Annotated in this window: 17 protein-coding genes; 14 read left to right on the top strand and 3 right to left on the bottom strand. The window is 41.4% G+C overall.

The genetic code is table 11. The features are described 5' to 3' along the window. The first annotated feature begins 3 nt into the window (after nt 1-3). Nucleotides 4-288, top strand: coding sequence for a CD225/dispanin family protein (locus tag AB1A65_RS08620; protein ID WP_366587851.1), 285 nt, complete (start codon nt 4-6; stop codon nt 286-288). Then, nucleotides 275-670, top strand: coding sequence for a DUF2752 domain-containing protein (locus AB1A65_RS08615; RefSeq protein ID WP_366587848.1), 396 nt, complete (start codon nt 275-277; stop codon nt 668-670). The genes AB1A65_RS08620 and AB1A65_RS08615 overlap by 14 nt, the downstream gene beginning before the upstream one ends. Here AB1A65_RS08615 and AB1A65_RS08610 read toward each other — a convergent pair. Further along, a complete protein-coding gene (locus AB1A65_RS08610) occupies nt 667-2868 on the bottom strand; it encodes a RecQ family ATP-dependent DNA helicase (protein ID WP_366587846.1) in 2202 nt (733 codons plus the stop codon). The two genes, AB1A65_RS08615 and AB1A65_RS08610, sit on opposite strands and share 4 nt — an antisense overlap. A 186-nt stretch (nt 2869-3054) precedes the next feature. On the opposite strand from AB1A65_RS08610, the gene AB1A65_RS08605 reads away from it, so the two are divergent. The 4 genes from AB1A65_RS08605 to lptB are packed head-to-tail and all read left to right on the top strand — an operon-like array spanning nt 3055 to nt 6000. Then, nucleotides 3055-4020 (top strand): KpsF/GutQ family sugar-phosphate isomerase, encoded by a 966-nt coding sequence (locus tag AB1A65_RS08605; protein ID WP_366587843.1) that lies wholly within the window; start codon nt 3055-3057, stop codon nt 4018-4020. Further along, a complete protein-coding gene (tatC, locus tag AB1A65_RS08600) occupies nt 4020-4862 on the top strand; it encodes a twin-arginine translocase subunit TatC (RefSeq protein ID WP_366587841.1) in 843 nt (280 codons plus the stop codon). Before AB1A65_RS08605 ends, tatC begins: the two co-directional genes overlap by 1 nt. After that, a complete protein-coding gene (locus AB1A65_RS08595) occupies nt 4849-5202 on the top strand; it encodes a carboxymuconolactone decarboxylase family protein (protein ID WP_067033472.1) in 354 nt (117 codons plus the stop codon). Before tatC ends, AB1A65_RS08595 begins: the two co-directional genes overlap by 14 nt. Before the next feature lie 57 nt (nt 5203-5259). Continuing rightward, nucleotides 5260-6000 carry an LPS export ABC transporter ATP-binding protein gene (gene lptB, locus AB1A65_RS08590; RefSeq protein ID WP_207097074.1) on the top strand — a complete coding sequence of 247 codons (741 nt, stop codon included), beginning with the start codon at nt 5260-5262 and terminating at the stop codon, nt 5998-6000. On the opposite strand, the gene AB1A65_RS08585 is transcribed toward lptB, so the two are convergent. Then, entirely contained in the window at nt 5997-6728 is a 732-nt protein-coding gene (locus tag AB1A65_RS08585; RefSeq protein ID WP_366587839.1) for a CDP-alcohol phosphatidyltransferase family protein, read from the bottom strand. The genes lptB and AB1A65_RS08585 overlap by 4 nt on opposite strands. 100 nt (nt 6729-6828) lie before the next feature. Here AB1A65_RS08585 and AB1A65_RS08580 point away from each other — a divergent pair, with 100 nt between their 5' ends. From AB1A65_RS08580 to AB1A65_RS08545, 8 genes are all read left to right on the top strand, one after another. Continuing rightward, complete coding sequence (locus tag AB1A65_RS08580) at nt 6829-7992, top strand: DUF4105 domain-containing protein (RefSeq protein WP_366587836.1); 1164 nt, start codon at nt 6829-6831, stop codon at nt 7990-7992. A gap of 23 nt (nt 7993-8015) precedes the next feature. Beyond that, the gene (locus tag AB1A65_RS08575; RefSeq protein ID WP_366587833.1) at nt 8016-9887 is read left to right on the top strand and encodes an ABC-F family ATP-binding cassette domain-containing protein; all 1872 of its coding nucleotides are present in this window, start codon (nt 8016-8018) and stop codon (nt 9885-9887) included. Nucleotides 9888-10083: 196 nt separating this feature from the next. Beyond that, nucleotides 10084-10440, top strand: a complete 357-nt coding sequence (locus AB1A65_RS08570; RefSeq protein WP_366587830.1) for a hypothetical protein — start codon at nt 10084-10086, stop codon at nt 10438-10440. 16 nt (nt 10441-10456) lie between these two features. Beyond that, entirely contained in the window at nt 10457-10618 is a 162-nt protein-coding gene (locus AB1A65_RS08565; RefSeq protein ID WP_366587827.1) for a hypothetical protein, read from the top strand. A gap of 67 nt (nt 10619-10685) precedes the next feature. Further along, nucleotides 10686-11243, top strand: a complete 558-nt coding sequence (locus AB1A65_RS08560; protein WP_366587824.1) for a cob(I)yrinic acid a,c-diamide adenosyltransferase — start codon at nt 10686-10688, stop codon at nt 11241-11243. A gap of 125 nt (nt 11244-11368) precedes the next feature. After that, nucleotides 11369-11593, top strand: coding sequence for a DUF2795 domain-containing protein (locus AB1A65_RS08555; RefSeq protein WP_013551418.1), 225 nt, complete (start codon nt 11369-11371; stop codon nt 11591-11593). 135 nt (nt 11594-11728) lie between these two features. Further along, a complete protein-coding gene (gene secA, locus AB1A65_RS08550) occupies nt 11729-15091 on the top strand; it encodes a preprotein translocase subunit SecA (protein WP_366587822.1) in 3363 nt (1120 codons plus the stop codon). A 167-nt stretch (nt 15092-15258) separates the two neighbouring features. Beyond that, complete coding sequence (locus AB1A65_RS08545; RefSeq protein ID WP_366587820.1) at nt 15259-16476, top strand: sensor histidine kinase; 1218 nt, start codon at nt 15259-15261, stop codon at nt 16474-16476. Nucleotides 16477-16634: 158 nt separating this feature from the next. On the opposite strand, the gene AB1A65_RS08540 is transcribed toward AB1A65_RS08545, so the two are convergent. Beyond that, nucleotides 16635-16871 carry a hypothetical protein gene (locus tag AB1A65_RS08540; RefSeq protein ID WP_366587818.1) on the bottom strand — a complete coding sequence of 79 codons (237 nt, stop codon included), beginning with the start codon at nt 16869-16871 and terminating at the stop codon, nt 16635-16637. Nucleotides 16872-16929: the final 58 nt, after the last annotated feature.

The following is a 16929-nucleotide window of genomic DNA, read 5'->3' as shown; positions in this document are numbered from 1 at the left end:
CACATGGAAAACAACCAAAACATGCCGCCAAAGCCAAACAACTATATGGTTTTGGCCATTTTAAGTACCATTTTCTGCTGCATCGCTACGGGAATAGCCAGTATCATTTACGCTTCCAAAGTAAATGAACATTATGCAAGGGGTGAATATGCAGAAGCAGAAAGCGCATCAAAAAACGCGAAGATGTGGGCCCTAATCGGGTTAGGTGCTGCTGCGTTGATATGGATTGTCTATTTTGCCATCTTTGGCTTTGCACTCTTGGGCGGTCTAGCAAATGCCAACTATTAAAAAATCGGTATTGCTCATAGGATTGGGAGTATTGTCAGTTTTGGCAATACTCCTTTATTTTTCCTTTAATCCCGAAAAAGGGCTGTTCTTTCCGAAGTGTCCTTCCTATCAATATTTAGGGATTTATTGCTCTGGATGTGGAAGCCAACGGGCCATTCATGACTTGCTCCATTTTCGTTTTGGGGAAGCCATTAGTCACAATTTACTTTTGATACCTGCGCTTTTTGTGCTTGTACAACATGGACTTGTAAAGGTCAAGGTACTCAAAACCAAAAGTTTCTTGAATTACAGATATGCACCCATCATCGTATTGATCATCGTGCTGCTCTTTATGTTCCTTCGGAACTTAAAAATGTATCCGTTTGAATATTTGGCCCCTTAATTGGCCACTTCGCTAATGAATTTTAGGCGGTATAGCCTTAGTTCCTCATCTTCATAATCGCCCTCAAACTCTTCAACCGCATCTGAAATGGAATCGGTGTCTGCTTCCAAAAAATAGTCGTGGATTTCCTCTTGCTGGTCCTCATCCAAAATCTCATCAATCCAATACCCAATATTGAGTTTTGTGCCACTGAATACAATCTGTTCCATTTCTTTGATAAGTTCGGGCAGCTCCAATCCCTTTGCCGAAGCAATATCGTCCAACGGCAGTTTTCTGTCCACGCTTTGGATCACATAGAGTTTTAAAGCCGAATTGGCCCCCGTGCTCTTTACCACAAGGTCATCAGGGCGGACGATGTCATTCTCATCCACATATTGCGCAATTAGACTAATGAAGGGTTTCCCATATTTTTTGGCCTTTCCTTCCCCAACACCTTGAATATTGAGAAGTTCATCCATGGTGATGGGATACTTGAGTGACATATCCTCCAAAGAAGGGTCCTGAAATACTACAAATGGTGGCACCCCCAATTTTTTAGCTTCCCTTTTGCGAAGGTCTTTGAGCAATTTGAGTAAGTTTTCGTCTGCCACAGCCCCACCAGACTTACCCGCAGTTACCACGGCATCTGTGCCTTCTTGAGTATACTCGTGGTCCTTCGTCATCTGGAAGGATTCTGGATTTTTGAGAAAGTCCTCTCCAGCTTTGGTCAGATGAAGGATGCCATAACGCTCAATCTCTTTTTTCAGCAGTCCAGCCACCAAAACCTGCCTGGTCAAGGCCATCCAATACATTTTATCCTTCCCTGCACCACTACCAAAAAATTCTTTTTCATCGGTTTTATGGGAAGATATCATGGCGTTGGTCTTACCTACCAAAATGCGGACAATTTCCTTGGTCTTGAATTTCTCATTGGTATCACGCACAACACTCAATAGTTTCACTACCTCATCCTTGGCCTCTTCTTTGGGCTTTGGATTTCGAGAATTATCATCCATATCGGCACCTTCACCATTGACTGCGTCAAAGTCTTCTCCAAAATAATGGAGAATGAACTTTCTACGGGAAATGGAAGTCTCGGCATAGGCCACAATTTCCTGCAATAGTGCATTACCAATTTCTTGCTCGGCCACGGGTTTACCGGACATGAACTTTTCCAGCTTTTCCACATCTTTATAGGCATAGAAGGCCAAACAATGTCCCTCGCCCCCGTCTCTTCCGGCACGACCTGTTTCTTGATAATAACTTTCAATGCTCTTGGGAATATCATGATGGATAACAAAACGAACATCCGGTTTGTCAATACCCATACCAAAAGCAATGGTAGCCACAACAACGTCCACTTCTTCCATCAAGAACATATCCTGATACTTTGATCGGGTTTTCGCATCAAAACCGGCGTGGTAAGGCACGGCACTAATCCCATTGACTTGAAGTACTTGGGCCAATTCCTCCACCCGTTTTCGGCTTAAGCAATAAATAATGCCTGATTTCCCTTGATTCTGTTTTACAAAACGAATAATATCGGCATCCACATTCTGGGTCTTGGGTCTTACCTCGTAGAACAAATTAGGTCGATTAAAGGATGCCTTAAACACCTTGGCGTCCGTCATGCCCAAATTCTTAATGATGTCCTCCTGAACTTTTGGGGTAGCCGTTGCAGTAAGTCCAATAATGGGAATGTCATCTCCCAATCTATTGATAATACCTTTAAGGTTTCGATATTCCGGCCTAAAATCATGTCCCCATTCCGAGATACAGTGTGCTTCATCCACCGCCACAAAAGAAAGGGTGACATTTCGCAAAAACTCCACATTTTCCTCTTTGGTGAGGGATTCAGGGGCCACATACAAAAGTTTAGTGACACCGTTGGCCACGTCTTCCTTCACTTGCCTTACCTCGGTCTTGGTTAGGGAAGAATTCAACACATGGGCTATACCTGTCTGTTCGGAGATGCCCCGAATGGCATCCACCTGATTCTTCATTAAGGCAATTAAAGGAGAGACCACAATGGCCGTACCTTCTTTCATAATGGCCGGTAGCTGGTAACAAAGGGATTTTCCACCTCCGGTGGGCATTATTACAAATGTATCTTTATTGTCAAGTATATTCTGAATTACTTTTTCCTGTAGCCCTTTAAACTTTGAGAAACCAAAATATTTTTTCAGGGAAGCATGTAAATCGGTATCCGTCAAACTCATTTCCGCATTTTTCAATTTATTGTAAGCCACCTCCAAAGGTAGTTGAAGCTCATATTTTTTACATCAATCAAAAGTAGGAAGTATTCTATCTTCCATAATAGTACATAAAAGATAGTTTGATTAGTTTTGTAATCTTAAATATAAGACATTCTTTTAGGAATACAATTAGATAATCTGTTTATTACCTTGAACGACGCCAAGTCTATTTTATCCATCGCCAAAAGAACCCTTGAGATTGAAAGCAAGGCCATCTTCAACTTGATTGACCAGCTTGACGACCAATTTGCCCATGCTGTACAATATATATTGGAATGTAAGGGAAGAGTTGTGGTTTCGGGTGTTGGAAAAAGTGCCATTGTGGCCTCAAAAATTGTAGCTACCCTAAACTCCACTGGAACACCCGCCTCTTTTATGCATGCTGCGGATGCAATTCACGGTGATTTGGGAACCATTCAGGAAAACGACGTGGTGGTATGCCTTTCCAAAAGTGGCAATACCGCAGAGATAAAAGCATTGCTTCCACTGATAAAAATTGCCAAAAACAAATTGATCGGGATTACCGGAAACATGGACTCCATTTTGGCAAAACAGGCCGATTTTGTCCTGAGTACTTTTGTGGAAAAGGAGGCATGCCCCAATGATCTTGCACCAACTACCAGTACTTCGGCGCAGATGGCCATGGGTGATGCCCTTGCCATATGTCTGTTGGAATTAAGAGGTTTCAGTAGTGCTGATTTTGCCAAATACCACCCCGGCGGGGCATTGGGCAAAAAACTATATTTACGGGTGGCGGACATTGTGGTAAACAATCAGAAACCGCAGGTGGATGTCAATACAAGCGTTAAGGAGGTTATTGTAGAGATTTCTGAAAAAATGTTGGGCGTAACCGCCGTGATGAAAGAAGGAAAAGTGGTAGGTGTGGTCACCGATGGGGATATCCGTAGAATGCTAAGTAAATACGATAACATCAGTGGACTGACCGCGCAGGATATTATGACCTCCAATCCAAAAAAAGTTGACGTGGACACCTTGGCTGTAAAAGCATTAAAAAAACTCCAGGAAAGTGGAATTTCACAGCTGTTGGCATTTGAGAATGGAAACTATGCTGGTGTGGTCCACATCCATAACCTTATAAATGAGGGAATCCTATAATGGCAAAAAAGAATAAGAAAAATCCAGATGAAATGTCCTTTTTGGACCATTTGGAAGAATTACGGTGGCATTTAATTCGGTCTACTTTGGCAATAGTCATTATTGCCTGCGTTGCATTTGTAATGAAAGACTTTGTCTTTGGGATTATTTTTGGCCCAAAGAGCATGGATTTCCCCACCTATCGCTTCTTTTGCAACATTGCAACTTCTTTTGGGATTGATTCCGAGTTTTGCGGTGATGAGCTTCCGTTTACCATACAGAGCAGGTTGATGGCCGGTCAGTTTTCGGCCCACATCTGGACCTCAATCTGGGCAGGTGTAATCATTGGTTTTCCTTACATTTTGTGGGAAATATGGCGATTCATAAGTCCAGGTCTTTACGAAAAGGAACGAAAATATTCCAGGGGATTTATTTTCACTGCTTCCTTGTTGTTTTTCCTTGGAGTGCTCTTCGGATACTATGTGGTTGCCCCCCTATCCATCAACTTTTTGGGCACATACCAAGTCAGTGATGTAGTAAACAATGAGATTGACCTAGCTTCTTATATTGGCACTGTGCGTGCGGCGGTTATTGCCTGTGGAATTATGTTTGAATTGCCCATTGTCATTTTCTTCCTGACCAAAGTGGGATTGGTCACCCCAGAAATTCTCAGAAAGTATCGGAAGATTGCATTAGTAATTGTTTTGATTCTCTCTGCAATCATTACCCCACCAGATATTACCAGTCAGATTGTGGTGGCCATTCCAGTACTGATTCTATACCAAATAAGCATCTACATTTCCAAAATAGTAGTGAAACGAGAGGCTAAAAAAGAAAAAGAGAGAAAAAATGCCAAACCATAAAGTAGACGAATTCAATGCGTATCGTTCTAAAATGAACGAGAAACTGTTAGCTGACAACAATAAGCTCATTAAACGCATTTTCAATTTGGACACCAACGCCTATATGGCAGGAGCCCTGGACGTAAAAACCAAGGAACTTTTAGGATTGGTTGCTTCAGCAGTACTCCGCTGTGACGACTGCGTAAAATACCATCTGGAAAGCTCCAAAAAGGCAGGCGCCAATAAAGAGGAGGTCATGGAAACTTTGGGCATCGCTACTTTGGTGGGCGGTACCATTGTGGTTCCCCATCTACGCCGAGCCTATGAATTTTGGGAAGCCTTGGAAGAAAACGAAGCTTAAAAAAATCCCAAAGACCCTTTTGTTGAAGGAGAATATGTTTAGTTTTGGCAAATTCCTATGAAGCTACGCGCAGAAAATATCATGAAGGCCTACCGCGGCCGAAAAGTTGTTAAGGGTATATCGCTTGAGGTCAATCAAGGAGAAATTGTAGGGCTTTTGGGTCCAAACGGTGCCGGAAAAACCACCTCATTTTATATGATTGTGGGGCTGATAAAGCCCAATGGGGGTAACATCTATTTGGACAAGATGGACATTACTTCTTTCCCCATGTACAAAAGAGCACAGAACGGTATTGGCTATTTAGCACAGGAGGCTTCCGTTTTTCGTAAGTTGAGTATTGAAAAAAACATTCTCAGTGTCCTCCAGTTGACCAATTTGAGTAAGAAAGAGCAACACATGAAAATGGAATCGCTCATTGACGAGTTTGGTCTGGGACATATTCGTAAGAACCGGGGCGATTTATTATCCGGTGGGGAACGACGTCGTACCGAAATTGCCCGTGCCCTTGCCACCGACCCTAAATTCATACTATTGGATGAGCCTTTTGCAGGTGTCGACCCTGTTGCCGTGGAGGATATTCAGCGTATTGTGGCCCAACTAAAGAACAAAAACATCGGTATTTTAATCACCGACCACAACGTACAGGAAACCTTGGCCATTACCGAACGCTCCTATTTAATGTTTGAAGGTGGAATCCTAAAAGCTGGCGTTCCAGAGGAACTGGCGGTGGATGAAATGGTCCGTAAAGTGTATTTGGGGCAAAACTTCGAGCTCCGTAAAAAGAAGTTGGATTTTTAATCTCCTTTTCTGGCAAGAATCAGTAAAGATGCCAATACATAGAATACGATAATCAAGGGTATGGCCAAAAACTTTAAGGTCAATAGCATCACCAAGCTTCCAATCAAAAACAAATACTTGACCCCATTATCCTTAAAACTCCAATTCTTGAATTTTAAAGCGAAAAGTTCAATGGAAGAATTCAGTAAATAGGCACTAACCACCGTTAAGCCCATCAAAAACCATTGATTAAGAATTATATTGCTCAACACTTCATTGTTGTGGTACAGCAAAATCAAAGGCAGTGAAAGAATCAATAGTGCATTGGCCGGTGTAGGCAATCCCCTGAACGAAGAAACCTGATTTTCATCCACATTGAACTTGGCCAATCGGTATGCAGAAGCAAGTGTAATCAAGAATCCAAAAAACGGTAGTACGGTCATTTCATCATCATGTCCAAAAAAGCCGAGGTTCCATCCGCCCCGTTCGGCCATATTTAACAATTGAAACATAACAATACCGGGCACCAATCCACTGGTAATCACATCGGCCAAAGAATCCAATTGAAGTCCAACTTCACTTTTTACATTCAGGGCACGTGCGGCCAATCCATCAAAAAAATCAAAAAATATTCCAATAAAAACAAAGAGTGCCGCCAATTCCAAATGATTGAGCACCGCAAAAACAGTGGCAATGCATCCACTCAAAACATTGACCAAGGTTAGCAAATTGGGAATATAGGACTTCATAAAGTTCGGTTTCCGTAAAAATAAGAGAAAAAACAAACTGTTGACTTTTGATATTCGGCTGCATTGTATTTATTCTGATATTTGCGAGACAACAATAAAAATGAGACAAAGGCTTTTCCTAATCATACTCTTGGTTGGATCTTGGGCATTTTCCCAAGCACCACAACTTTCAGAGAAATCCCAAATAAGTCTTCTCACATGTGCAGCTGGTGATGAATTATATTATGCCTTTGGACACAGTGCGTTTCGCGTTCAGGATCCCGTTTTGGGAGTCGATGTTGTCTACAACTACGGAACCTTTGATTTTAACCAACCCAATTTCTACCTCAATTTTGTTAAAGGTCGAATGATCTATTCGCTCTCACGTAGAAGTTTTGATGATTTCCTTTTTGAGTATGAGTTGGAAAAAAGATGGGTCAAAGAACAAATTTTTGACCTAACCCTAGAAGAAAGAAACCAGATGCTCGCTTTCTTTGAAGAAAATTACCTGCCTCAAAATCGAGATTATCTATACGACCCGTTATTGAACAATTGCTCCAGCATTACAGGAACCATTTTAAAACAACAATATGGGGATACCATTGTTTTTGAAGATTCCCATTTGGAAGAACGCTATAGTTTTAGGCAACTGGTAAGGCAGTTTCTTGATACCAATTCATGGTCAATGTTTGGTATTGATTTAGCCTTCGGGTCTAAAGTAGACAGAACCGCAACCGTGCGAGAACACATGTTCCTACCCTATTACGCCATGGTTCAAATACGGCATACCACAAAAGACGGAAAACCTTTGTTGAAACGAGAGCGGACCATCTTGGATTATGCTGAGCATACAAAACAGCATTTTTTCCCCCTTACACCACTGTTCTGGTTTATATTACTCTTGATTTTTACAGGTATTGTCACCTATTTCGATTACAAACACAAGGTAAGAAGTCGATGGTTGGACTTTTCGCTGTTTCTCATCACAGGTTTGATTGGAATATTTTTGCTGTTTCTCTGGTTGGCCACCGACCATACCTCTACCCCCAACAACTTTAATGTATTATGGGCCTTTCCGCTCAATGCCATTGTGGCTTTCATCTTGGTGTTTGAGGACAAGTTACCTGATTGGTCTCCGAAATACATGTACGCTATGTTGGGCCTTATAGGATTGATGCTGGTGCTGTGGATATTCCACGTACAGATTTTTTCACTCGTAGTGATTCCCTTACTTTTGACCTTGGCCATCAGATACGTTTATCTAATTCTATATTCCAAATTGTAGAATTGGCAATTAATTGATTACCCATGAACTTACTTACGGTAGAAAACATATCGAAATCCTATGGGGAATTGGTGCTATTTTCCAATATTTCCTTCGGAATAAATAAAGACCAAAAAATTGCATTGATTGCCAAAAATGGAAGCGGTAAGACCTCCATTCTCAACATCATGTCGGGTAAGGACGCCTCGGAAACAGGTCAGGTAACCGTTAGAAAGGACACCAAAGTAGCTTTTTTGGAACAAGAACCCAACCTGAATCCCAACCTCACCATTGAAGAAACCATTTTCACTACCGACAATGAAATCCTAAAAGTGATTGCCGCCTATGAAAAGGCCATGGAAAACCCTGAGGACACGAACCGTTACCAAAAAGCTTTCGAGGCGATGGAACGGCACAACGCCTGGGATTTTGAAACCCAATACAAGCAAATCCTGTTCAAATTGCAACTGACCAAGCTAGATGCCAAGGTCAACACCCTTTCTGGGGGACAGAAAAAACGTTTGGCCTTGGCCAATGTGCTCCTAAATAAACCCGATTTGCTTATCATGGACGAGCCCACCAACCATTTAGACTTGGAAATGATCGAATGGCTTGAAGCGTATTTTTCCAAGGAGAATATTACGCTCTTTATGGTGACGCACGATCGTTATTTTCTAGACCGGGTCTGTAATGAGATCATAGAACTGGACAACAATCAGTTGTACACGTACAAAGGCAACTATTCGTATTATTTGCAAGAAAAAGATGCTCGAATGGAACGCGAAGCCGTTGAGCAGCACAAATCCAAACAATTGTACAAAAAGGAATTGGATTGGATGCGCAGACAGCCCAAGGCACGTACCACCAAATCCAAATCCCGAATTGATGATTTCACTGAAATCAAAAAGAGGGCACACCAACGCCGAAAAGACCACCAAGTAGAGCTGGAACTGAACATGGAGCGGTTGGGGAGTAAGATTTTGGAGCTCCACAACATCTCCAAATCCTATGATGACAAAGTGATTCTCAACAAGTTTGACTACAATTTTAACAAAGGGGAGCGTGTGGGCATCATTGGAAAAAATGGTACTGGAAAATCCACTTTTTTGAATATACTTACCCAACGCGAAGCTGTGGACGGCGGAAAAGTGGTAGTGGGTGATACCCTAAAATTTGGATACTATACCCAAAAGGGTATTCCTGCAAAAGAAGGCCAAAAGGTCATTGATGTCATTCGCGAGTTTGGGGATTACATTCCACTAAAAAAAGGAAAGCAAATTTCAGCTCAGCAATTGTTGGAACGCTTTCTGTTTGACCGAAAAAAGCAGTACGACTTTGTTGAAAAACTCAGTGGTGGAGAACGAAAACGACTTTACCTCTGTACCGTTCTTATTCAAAACCCTAACTTTTTGATTCTGGATGAGCCCACCAACGATTTGGATATTGTGACCCTAAATGTCTTAGAAAGCTTTTTGTTGGATTTCCCAGGATGTTTGATTGTGGTATCACACGACCGGTATTTTATGGATAAAATTGTAGATCACTTGTTTGTTTTTAAAGGAGATGGAGTGATAGAGGATTTCCCCGGTAACTACACCGATTATCGGGTTTATGAGAACAGCAAAGTCATGGAAGAGCGGGAAAATAAAACCACTTCTACGGAAAAAACCGAAAACAATTGGCGGGATACCAGCGGGGGTAAACTCTCCTATTTGGAACAAAAAGAGTACAAACAGTTGGAAAAGGATATTCAGAAATTGGAAGAAAAGAAAGCTGAACTTCAAAACAAATTTATGAATCCAGAATTGGATGGCGATGCTATTGCCCAACTATCCATCGATCTCAAAGAAGTGGAGAACGGCATAGAGGAGAAAACCGAACGCTGGTTTGAACTTTCTGCTATTTTAGAGGGATAAATTGTCCCCTTGAGGCCTGCCTGCCGCAGGCAGGGGACTTTAGGGGTGTTTTATGTATTTTAAACTGATTGCTTATCTCAAATTTCTCCTCAAATCCACCAATGAGCATGGGGTACACTCCCCTTTTGTATTTAATTTTGTAACAAAATGTTTGTATTCAAAACAAAGCCTGCACCGCAATAAGACTATCAATGTTTTGCTGAATAGCCTTAGTTTCTTCAATTATAAAAATGTTGAAATTGAGAATTCCGAAGAGATTGAAAAACTTGTAAAAACCACTTTTCCAGACATCTCTGTTGATACTGTACCGATAGACATACTGTACACCGACGCGATGGATGTTTCGAAATTCGTTGAACTACTTTCTAAAGGCAAATTCCATAACGATAGCATGGTTTTAATCTGCGGGATACATCAAGATAGAGAAAAACAAAACGAATGGGAAAATTTGGTTGTTTTACCCCATATCACCGTTAGTATTGACATGTTCCATTGCGGTGCCATTTTCATCCGCCAGGAACAGGAGAAGGAACATTTCACCATTCGGATTTAAAAAAGTATTTTTAAGTATGGAAAGTGCAACAACAGACAACACCATTTGGTATGTCCTCGTAGTTTTGGGGCTTATTTATTTGATTATTTTATTCCGAAATAAAAAAGCTACCCGTCGTAGAAAATCCCGTAGATTCATGGAAGGCAAACGTATGCATGACAGGGACAATGAACAATAAACAATTTACAATGGGCAGTAAACAATAAACAATGAGTAATTGTTAATTGCTAATTGATTACTGAAAAATGAAGATTTACACCAAAACTGGAGATAAAGGTACCACGGCATTGTTCACAGGGACAAGGGTACCCAAACATCACATCCGTATTGAGAGCTATGGCACCATTGATGAACTTAATTCGTTTTTGGGATTGCTTCGTGATCAAAAGATGGATACCCATACCAAAGAAATATTGATGTTGATTCAGGACAAACTGTTCACTGTGGGCTCCATTTTGGCCACCGAACCTAAAAGAGACCATCGGCTCAAGATTCCGCGGATTAGTGAGGATGACATCGAACTTTTGGAAAAAGAAATGGATCTAATGAACGAAAGCCTTCCAGAAATGACACATTTTATCCTACCTGGCGGACATACCACCGTGTCATACTGTCATATTGCCAGAACCGTTTGTCGTCGTGCAGAGCGCATGATCTCATATTTAAACGAAAATGAGCCTGTTCCAGCTTCGTTACTGTCCTACATCAACCGCCTATCCGATTATTTGTTTGTATTGGCACGAAAGTTGTCAAACGACTTAAAAGCCCAAGAAGTCAAGTGGATTCCAAAGGAGAAGGACTAAAAAAATCGCTTTTTTACCGCAATTGTTTTGTCAACTCCAAAATAATTTTTAATTAATACTGTTTTTACTTGACTAATTGAGTTTAAAAATTATTTTTGCAAAAAATTTAAAATCAAACCGTTACTATGTACTGGACATTAGAACTAGCCTCATATTTAAGTGATGCGCCTTGGCCAGCCACCAAAGACGAACTGATAGATTACGCAATCCGTACCGGAGCACCATTGGAAGTTGTGGAAAACCTCCAATCCATGGAAGAAGAGGGCGGCGAGATATATGAGTCCATTGAGGAAATATGGCCCGACTATCCTACCGAAGAAGACTATCTTTGGAATGAGGATGAATATTAATTTCGGAAAACACAAAGCACGTTAAAAAGTCTCTTTTGAGGCTTTTTTTTATGTAATTTTGACAGCCCAGCAAAAGAATTCCACCTTATTCTCATCAATGGAACAGCTTTTGCCATTCTAACGAAAAGACATTTCATGAGTTTGATTAATTCCGTACTGAAGGTTTTTGTAGGAGATAAATCAGAAAAGGACGTTAAGGCCCTACAACCTTTGGTAAAAGAGATAAAATCCTTTGAGCAAGCACTCGAAGGATTGAGCCACGATGAACTAAGACAGAAAACCGTTTCCTTCAAAGCCCAGATTGCCGAAGATTGCAAAGAAATCAATGATAAGATTGCAGCACTGGAGCACGAAGTGGAAAACTCCAATGACATAGACCGCAATGAAGAAATCTATTCTGAAATAGACAAGCTCAACGAAGAAGCCTACCAAATTTCAGAAAAGACCCTCAATACTATACTTCCCGAAGCCTTTGCGGTGGTAAAAGAAACCGCCAAACGCTTTGCGGCCAATGAAACCCTTACAGTTACTGCCACGGAGTTTGACCGTGCTATTTCAGGAACCAAGGATTACGTCAACTTGGATAACGATAAGGCCATTTGGAATAATTCCTGGGATGCCGCAGGGAAGGAAGTCACTTGGGATATGGTTCATTATGATGTGCAGTTGATCGGTGGTATATGTCTCCACCAAGGAAAAATTGCCGAGATGCAAACGGGTGAGGGTAAAACATTGGTGGCTACGCTCCCACTCTATTTGAACGCATTGGCCGGAAAAGGAGCCCATTTGGTGACCGTGAACGATTACTTGGCCAAAAGGGACAGTGCATGGATGGCTCCCATTTTTGAATTCCACGGACTTTCGGTGGATTGTATTGATAAGCACCAACCCAATTCTGATGGACGAAGAGCTGCTTATAATGCCGATATTACCTACGGTACCAATAACGAATTTGGTTTTGATTACCTGCGTGATAACATGGCACACACCCCAGGCGATTTGGTGCAACGCCCGCATCATTATGCTATTGTGGATGAGGTGGATTCCGTATTGATCGATGATGCCCGTACCCCTTTGATCATATCCGGTCCCGTTCCAGAAGGTGACCGACACGAATTCAACGAGCTCAAACCAAAGGTTTCGGATATCGTTCAAAAGCAAAGACAACATTTAACGGGTGTGTTGGCAGAGGCAAAAAAACTTATCGCTGCAGGAGACACCAAAGAAGGAGGGTTCCTCTTGCTTCGGGTACACCGTGGACTACCTAAAAACAAGGCACTCATTAAATTTTTGAGTGAAGAGGGGGTAAAACAGTTGTTGCAGAAAACGGAAAACTTCTACATGCAAGACAACAATCGGGAAATGCCCAAGGTAGATGCCGATTTGTTGTTTGTGATTGATGAGAAGAACAACCAGATAGAATTGACCGATAAAGGTGTTGATTATATTTCCAGGGATCAAGACAAGGATTTCTTTGTGATGCCCGATATTGGCAGTGAAATCGCCAAGATTGAAAATCAAGACCTTGAAATTGAAAAAGAAGCCGAACTAAAGGAAGAACTGTTCAAGGATTTTGCTGTAAAAAGTGAGCGCATCCACACTATGACCCAATTGTTGAAGGCCTACACCCTCTTTGAAAAAGATGTGGAATATGTGGTCATGGACAATAAGGTGATGATCGTGGACGAGCAGACGGGCCGTATCATGGACGGTAGACGCTATTCAGATGGATTGCATCAAGCTATTGAAGCGAAGGAAAACGTGAAGATTGAGGCCATGACCCAGACCTTTGCCACCATCACCCTACAGAACTACTTTAGAATGTACAACAAGCTTGCGGGAATGACAGGTACAGCTGTTACCGAAGCAGGTGAGTTCTGGGAAATCTACAAGTTGGATGTGATGGAAATTCCAACCAATAGGCCTATTGCCAGAGATGACCGACACGATTTGATCTATAAGACCAAACGTGAAAAATACAACGCCATCATAGATGAAGTTACCAAACTCTCCCAATCAGGTCGACCAGTATTGATTGGTACAACCTCGGTAGAGATTTCAGAATTGCTATCCAAATTGTTGAGCGTTCGTAAGGTGCCCCACAATGTATTGAACGCCAAATTGCACAAAAAGGAAGCTGATATTGTTGCTGAAGCGGGTAAATCTGGTATTGTGACCATTGCCACCAACATGGCCGGTAGGGGTACCGACATTAAATTGAGTCCAGAAGTGAAAAAAGCAGGTGGTTTGGCCATTGTGGGCACAGAACGACATGATTCACGCCGTGTGGATAGACAGTTACGTGGTCGTTCTGGACGACAAGGTGACCCAGGAAGTTCGCAGTTCTATGTTTCCTTGGAAGACAACCTGATGCGGTTGTTCGGCTCAGACCGAGTGGCCAAAATGATGGACCGTATGGGCTTGGAAGAAGGCGAGGTCATTCAACATTCCATGATGACCAAATCCATTGAGCGGGCCCAGAAAAAAGTTGAGGAGAACAACTTTGGTATCCGTAAACGTTTGTTGGAATATGATGATGTAATGAACGCCCAAAGGGAAGTCATCTATAAACGAAGAAAGCATGCTCTGCAAGGAGAACGACTTAAAGTGGACATCGCCAACATGATCTACGATACGTGTGAGGTCATTGCTGAGACCAACAAAATGGCAGATGACTTCAAGAATTTTGAGTTTGAACTTATTAAATACTTCTCCATTACCTCGCCCATCAGTGAAGAAGAGTTCAAAAAAATGAGCTTCCAACAAATCGCCAACAAAATCAATGATGAGGCCTACGATTACTACAAACAGAAAATGGAGCGTAGTGCCACCGTGGCGTTTCAGGTCATCAAAAAGGTATATGAGGATCAAACCAATAAGTTTGAACGTATTGTGGTGCCCTTTACCGATGGCATAAAGACCCTTAATGTAGTCACCAATCTGGAGAAAGCCTACAATACTAATGGCAAACAGTTGATAACGGACTTTGAAAAAAACATTACACTGGCCATCATTGATGATTCTTGGAAGACCCATTTGCGTAAAATGGATGAATTAAAGCAATCCGTCCAGTTAGCCGTCCATGAACAAAAGGACCCACTATTGATTTACAAGTTCGAGGCTTTTGAACTTTTCAAGGAGATGATTGACAAAGTGAACAAAGAAGTGATTTCGTTCCTGTTCAAGGGTGAATTGCCTTCAGAAAACACCAATCAAATCCAAGAGGCAAGAAGCGTTCGAAGACCCAAGGAAAATTTGAAGACATCTAAGGAGGAGATTCCAAATAGTGACGAGTTGGCCGCACAGAACAGAGCAGCAGGACAAACCCAGCGCCAACGACCTCAGGTTACGGAAACCATAGTTCGTGAAAAACCAAAAATTGGTAGAAACGATCGTGTTACCATCAAAAATGTCATGTCTGGGGAGAGCAAAACCTGCAAGTACAAACAAGCAGAACCCCTAATTGACAAAGGTGAATGGGTGCTTGTTGAGGACTAATTCCCTTGAATTCAAGAAATGCATGCGGCAGCTAATTATAGCTGCCGCTTTTGATTATATCAAAAAACATATTTAGATTTACATCCGAAACACCCCGTAATAAGCTACTTTTACTACTCCATTTTTCAACCTTTAGTGTAGTAGAGCAGAACAATCAAGCGCAGTATATGAAGGCTCCTGTCAAGGATAAACAACTTTTGCAAGACAAAATCGATTTGATACTAAAGGTTAACTATAGCTCTTCTTTATTTGCGTTCATTTTGGGCCTCATCTGCCTGTTTTTTTTAAACATTGAAGGTATTATTCCGTATGCCTGTTTTAGTTTTGCCATCTTAAACCTAGTAAATACACTACTTTATAAGCAGCACGAGAATTTAATATTCACGTATAATCTCACCTCAATCCTCGCCATGATCGGGGCAACCATTGTTACCGTATATAGTGGTGGCATACAGAGTCCTTTCGTTTTTGTTCTGGCCATTGTGGTCTTTGCCGGGTACGTGACAACAAGGGTCTTTGGCCAACTCTATCTCATCGTTAACCTCTCTGTACTTGCCATTTTGTTTTTATACGATACTGGTGATTTCCGGATTTCTGAGAACACTATTCCTTTGGAATCCCAAAGTTGGTTTGCATTTTTGAGCGCTGTTTTTGCCGTGTATTTATTGGGAGGTGTTTTTGGAAAAAATCTATTGAGGGCACATCATAAGTTGTACAAATCCAGAAATGAGATTCAGGAACGTATAGAGGAAAAGGAAATACTTTTGAAAGAAGTACATCACAGGGTTAAAAATAATCTACAGACCGTTTCCAGCTTGTTGAGCCTGCAATCCAGGGCCATTGCTGATGAAAAAATCAGCAATATCATAAAAAGTAGTCAAAATAGGGTGGTTTCCATGGCCATGGTCCATGAAATGCTGTACAAACGGGATGATTACCTTTCCAAAGTAGAGTTGCAGCCCTATGTAAAAGAATTGTGTGATTATTTGGTGCGTTCAGTTAAGGGGAACACCAACAGTGTAAAGGTAGATTTGGATATTGACGACTACAAACTCAGTATAGATACGGTAATCCCTTTGGGGCTCATTATAAATGAAACCATCACAAATGCCTTAAAATATGGTATTTCGGAAGGACAGGGTGGAGAAATACATGTTTCATTGCATAAATTGCCCAATAACCGATATGAAATGTATCTGGGTGATAATGGCGTTGGATATTCCGAGGATATCAACCCAAGAACCTCCAATTCCCTTGGTTTAAAATTGATTTATAACCTGGCCCGTCAACTACGCGGCACCATAACAAGGGACTACGAAAAAAAGGGTACCTATTACCGTATTGAATTCGAAGAAGTCATAGAAGAGTTCAATTCTGTAGATTAGTTCCACTTACAAACTTTCTGGCTTGCCAAAAGCCGATTTCAAAAACCTTGGGAAGAATTACGTAAATTTTCTGGTGCGCATCGAAAAGATCAGCGACGCAACAACAAAAGCCAAACTTAGGAAAAGTGCAAAAGGTAGTAACAGCCCCATTATCATGATTAAGCCAATTTTGCTTTGTTTCTTTTTGTAGTGAAAGAAAGTTCTTTTTTAACCCTAGAGTTTTTGAATTTGTACAATCTGGTCATTTTTCTGTCCTTCTTGATTTCCTTCTCAATTGCAATATTCAACTCCACATCAGCAGTATTGGTTTCAACCTTTACCTCTTTAGAAATATCTTGAGCCATGGCCATTGTTCCGAAAAATGTTACTGCGATGATGGTTAAAATTGTTTTCATGATTTGGGTTTTATTTACAATGTAAAGCTACCCTCAGATGCCCTCAGATTGGGAGATA

The organism is Allomuricauda sp. ANG21 (assembly GCF_040705235.1).
GTDB classification, from domain to species: Bacteria; Bacteroidota; Bacteroidia; order Flavobacteriales; family Flavobacteriaceae; genus Flagellimonas; species Flagellimonas marina.
The sequence above is the reverse complement of the archived record's forward strand: the minus strand, read 5'-3'. Positions and strand labels throughout refer to the sequence as shown.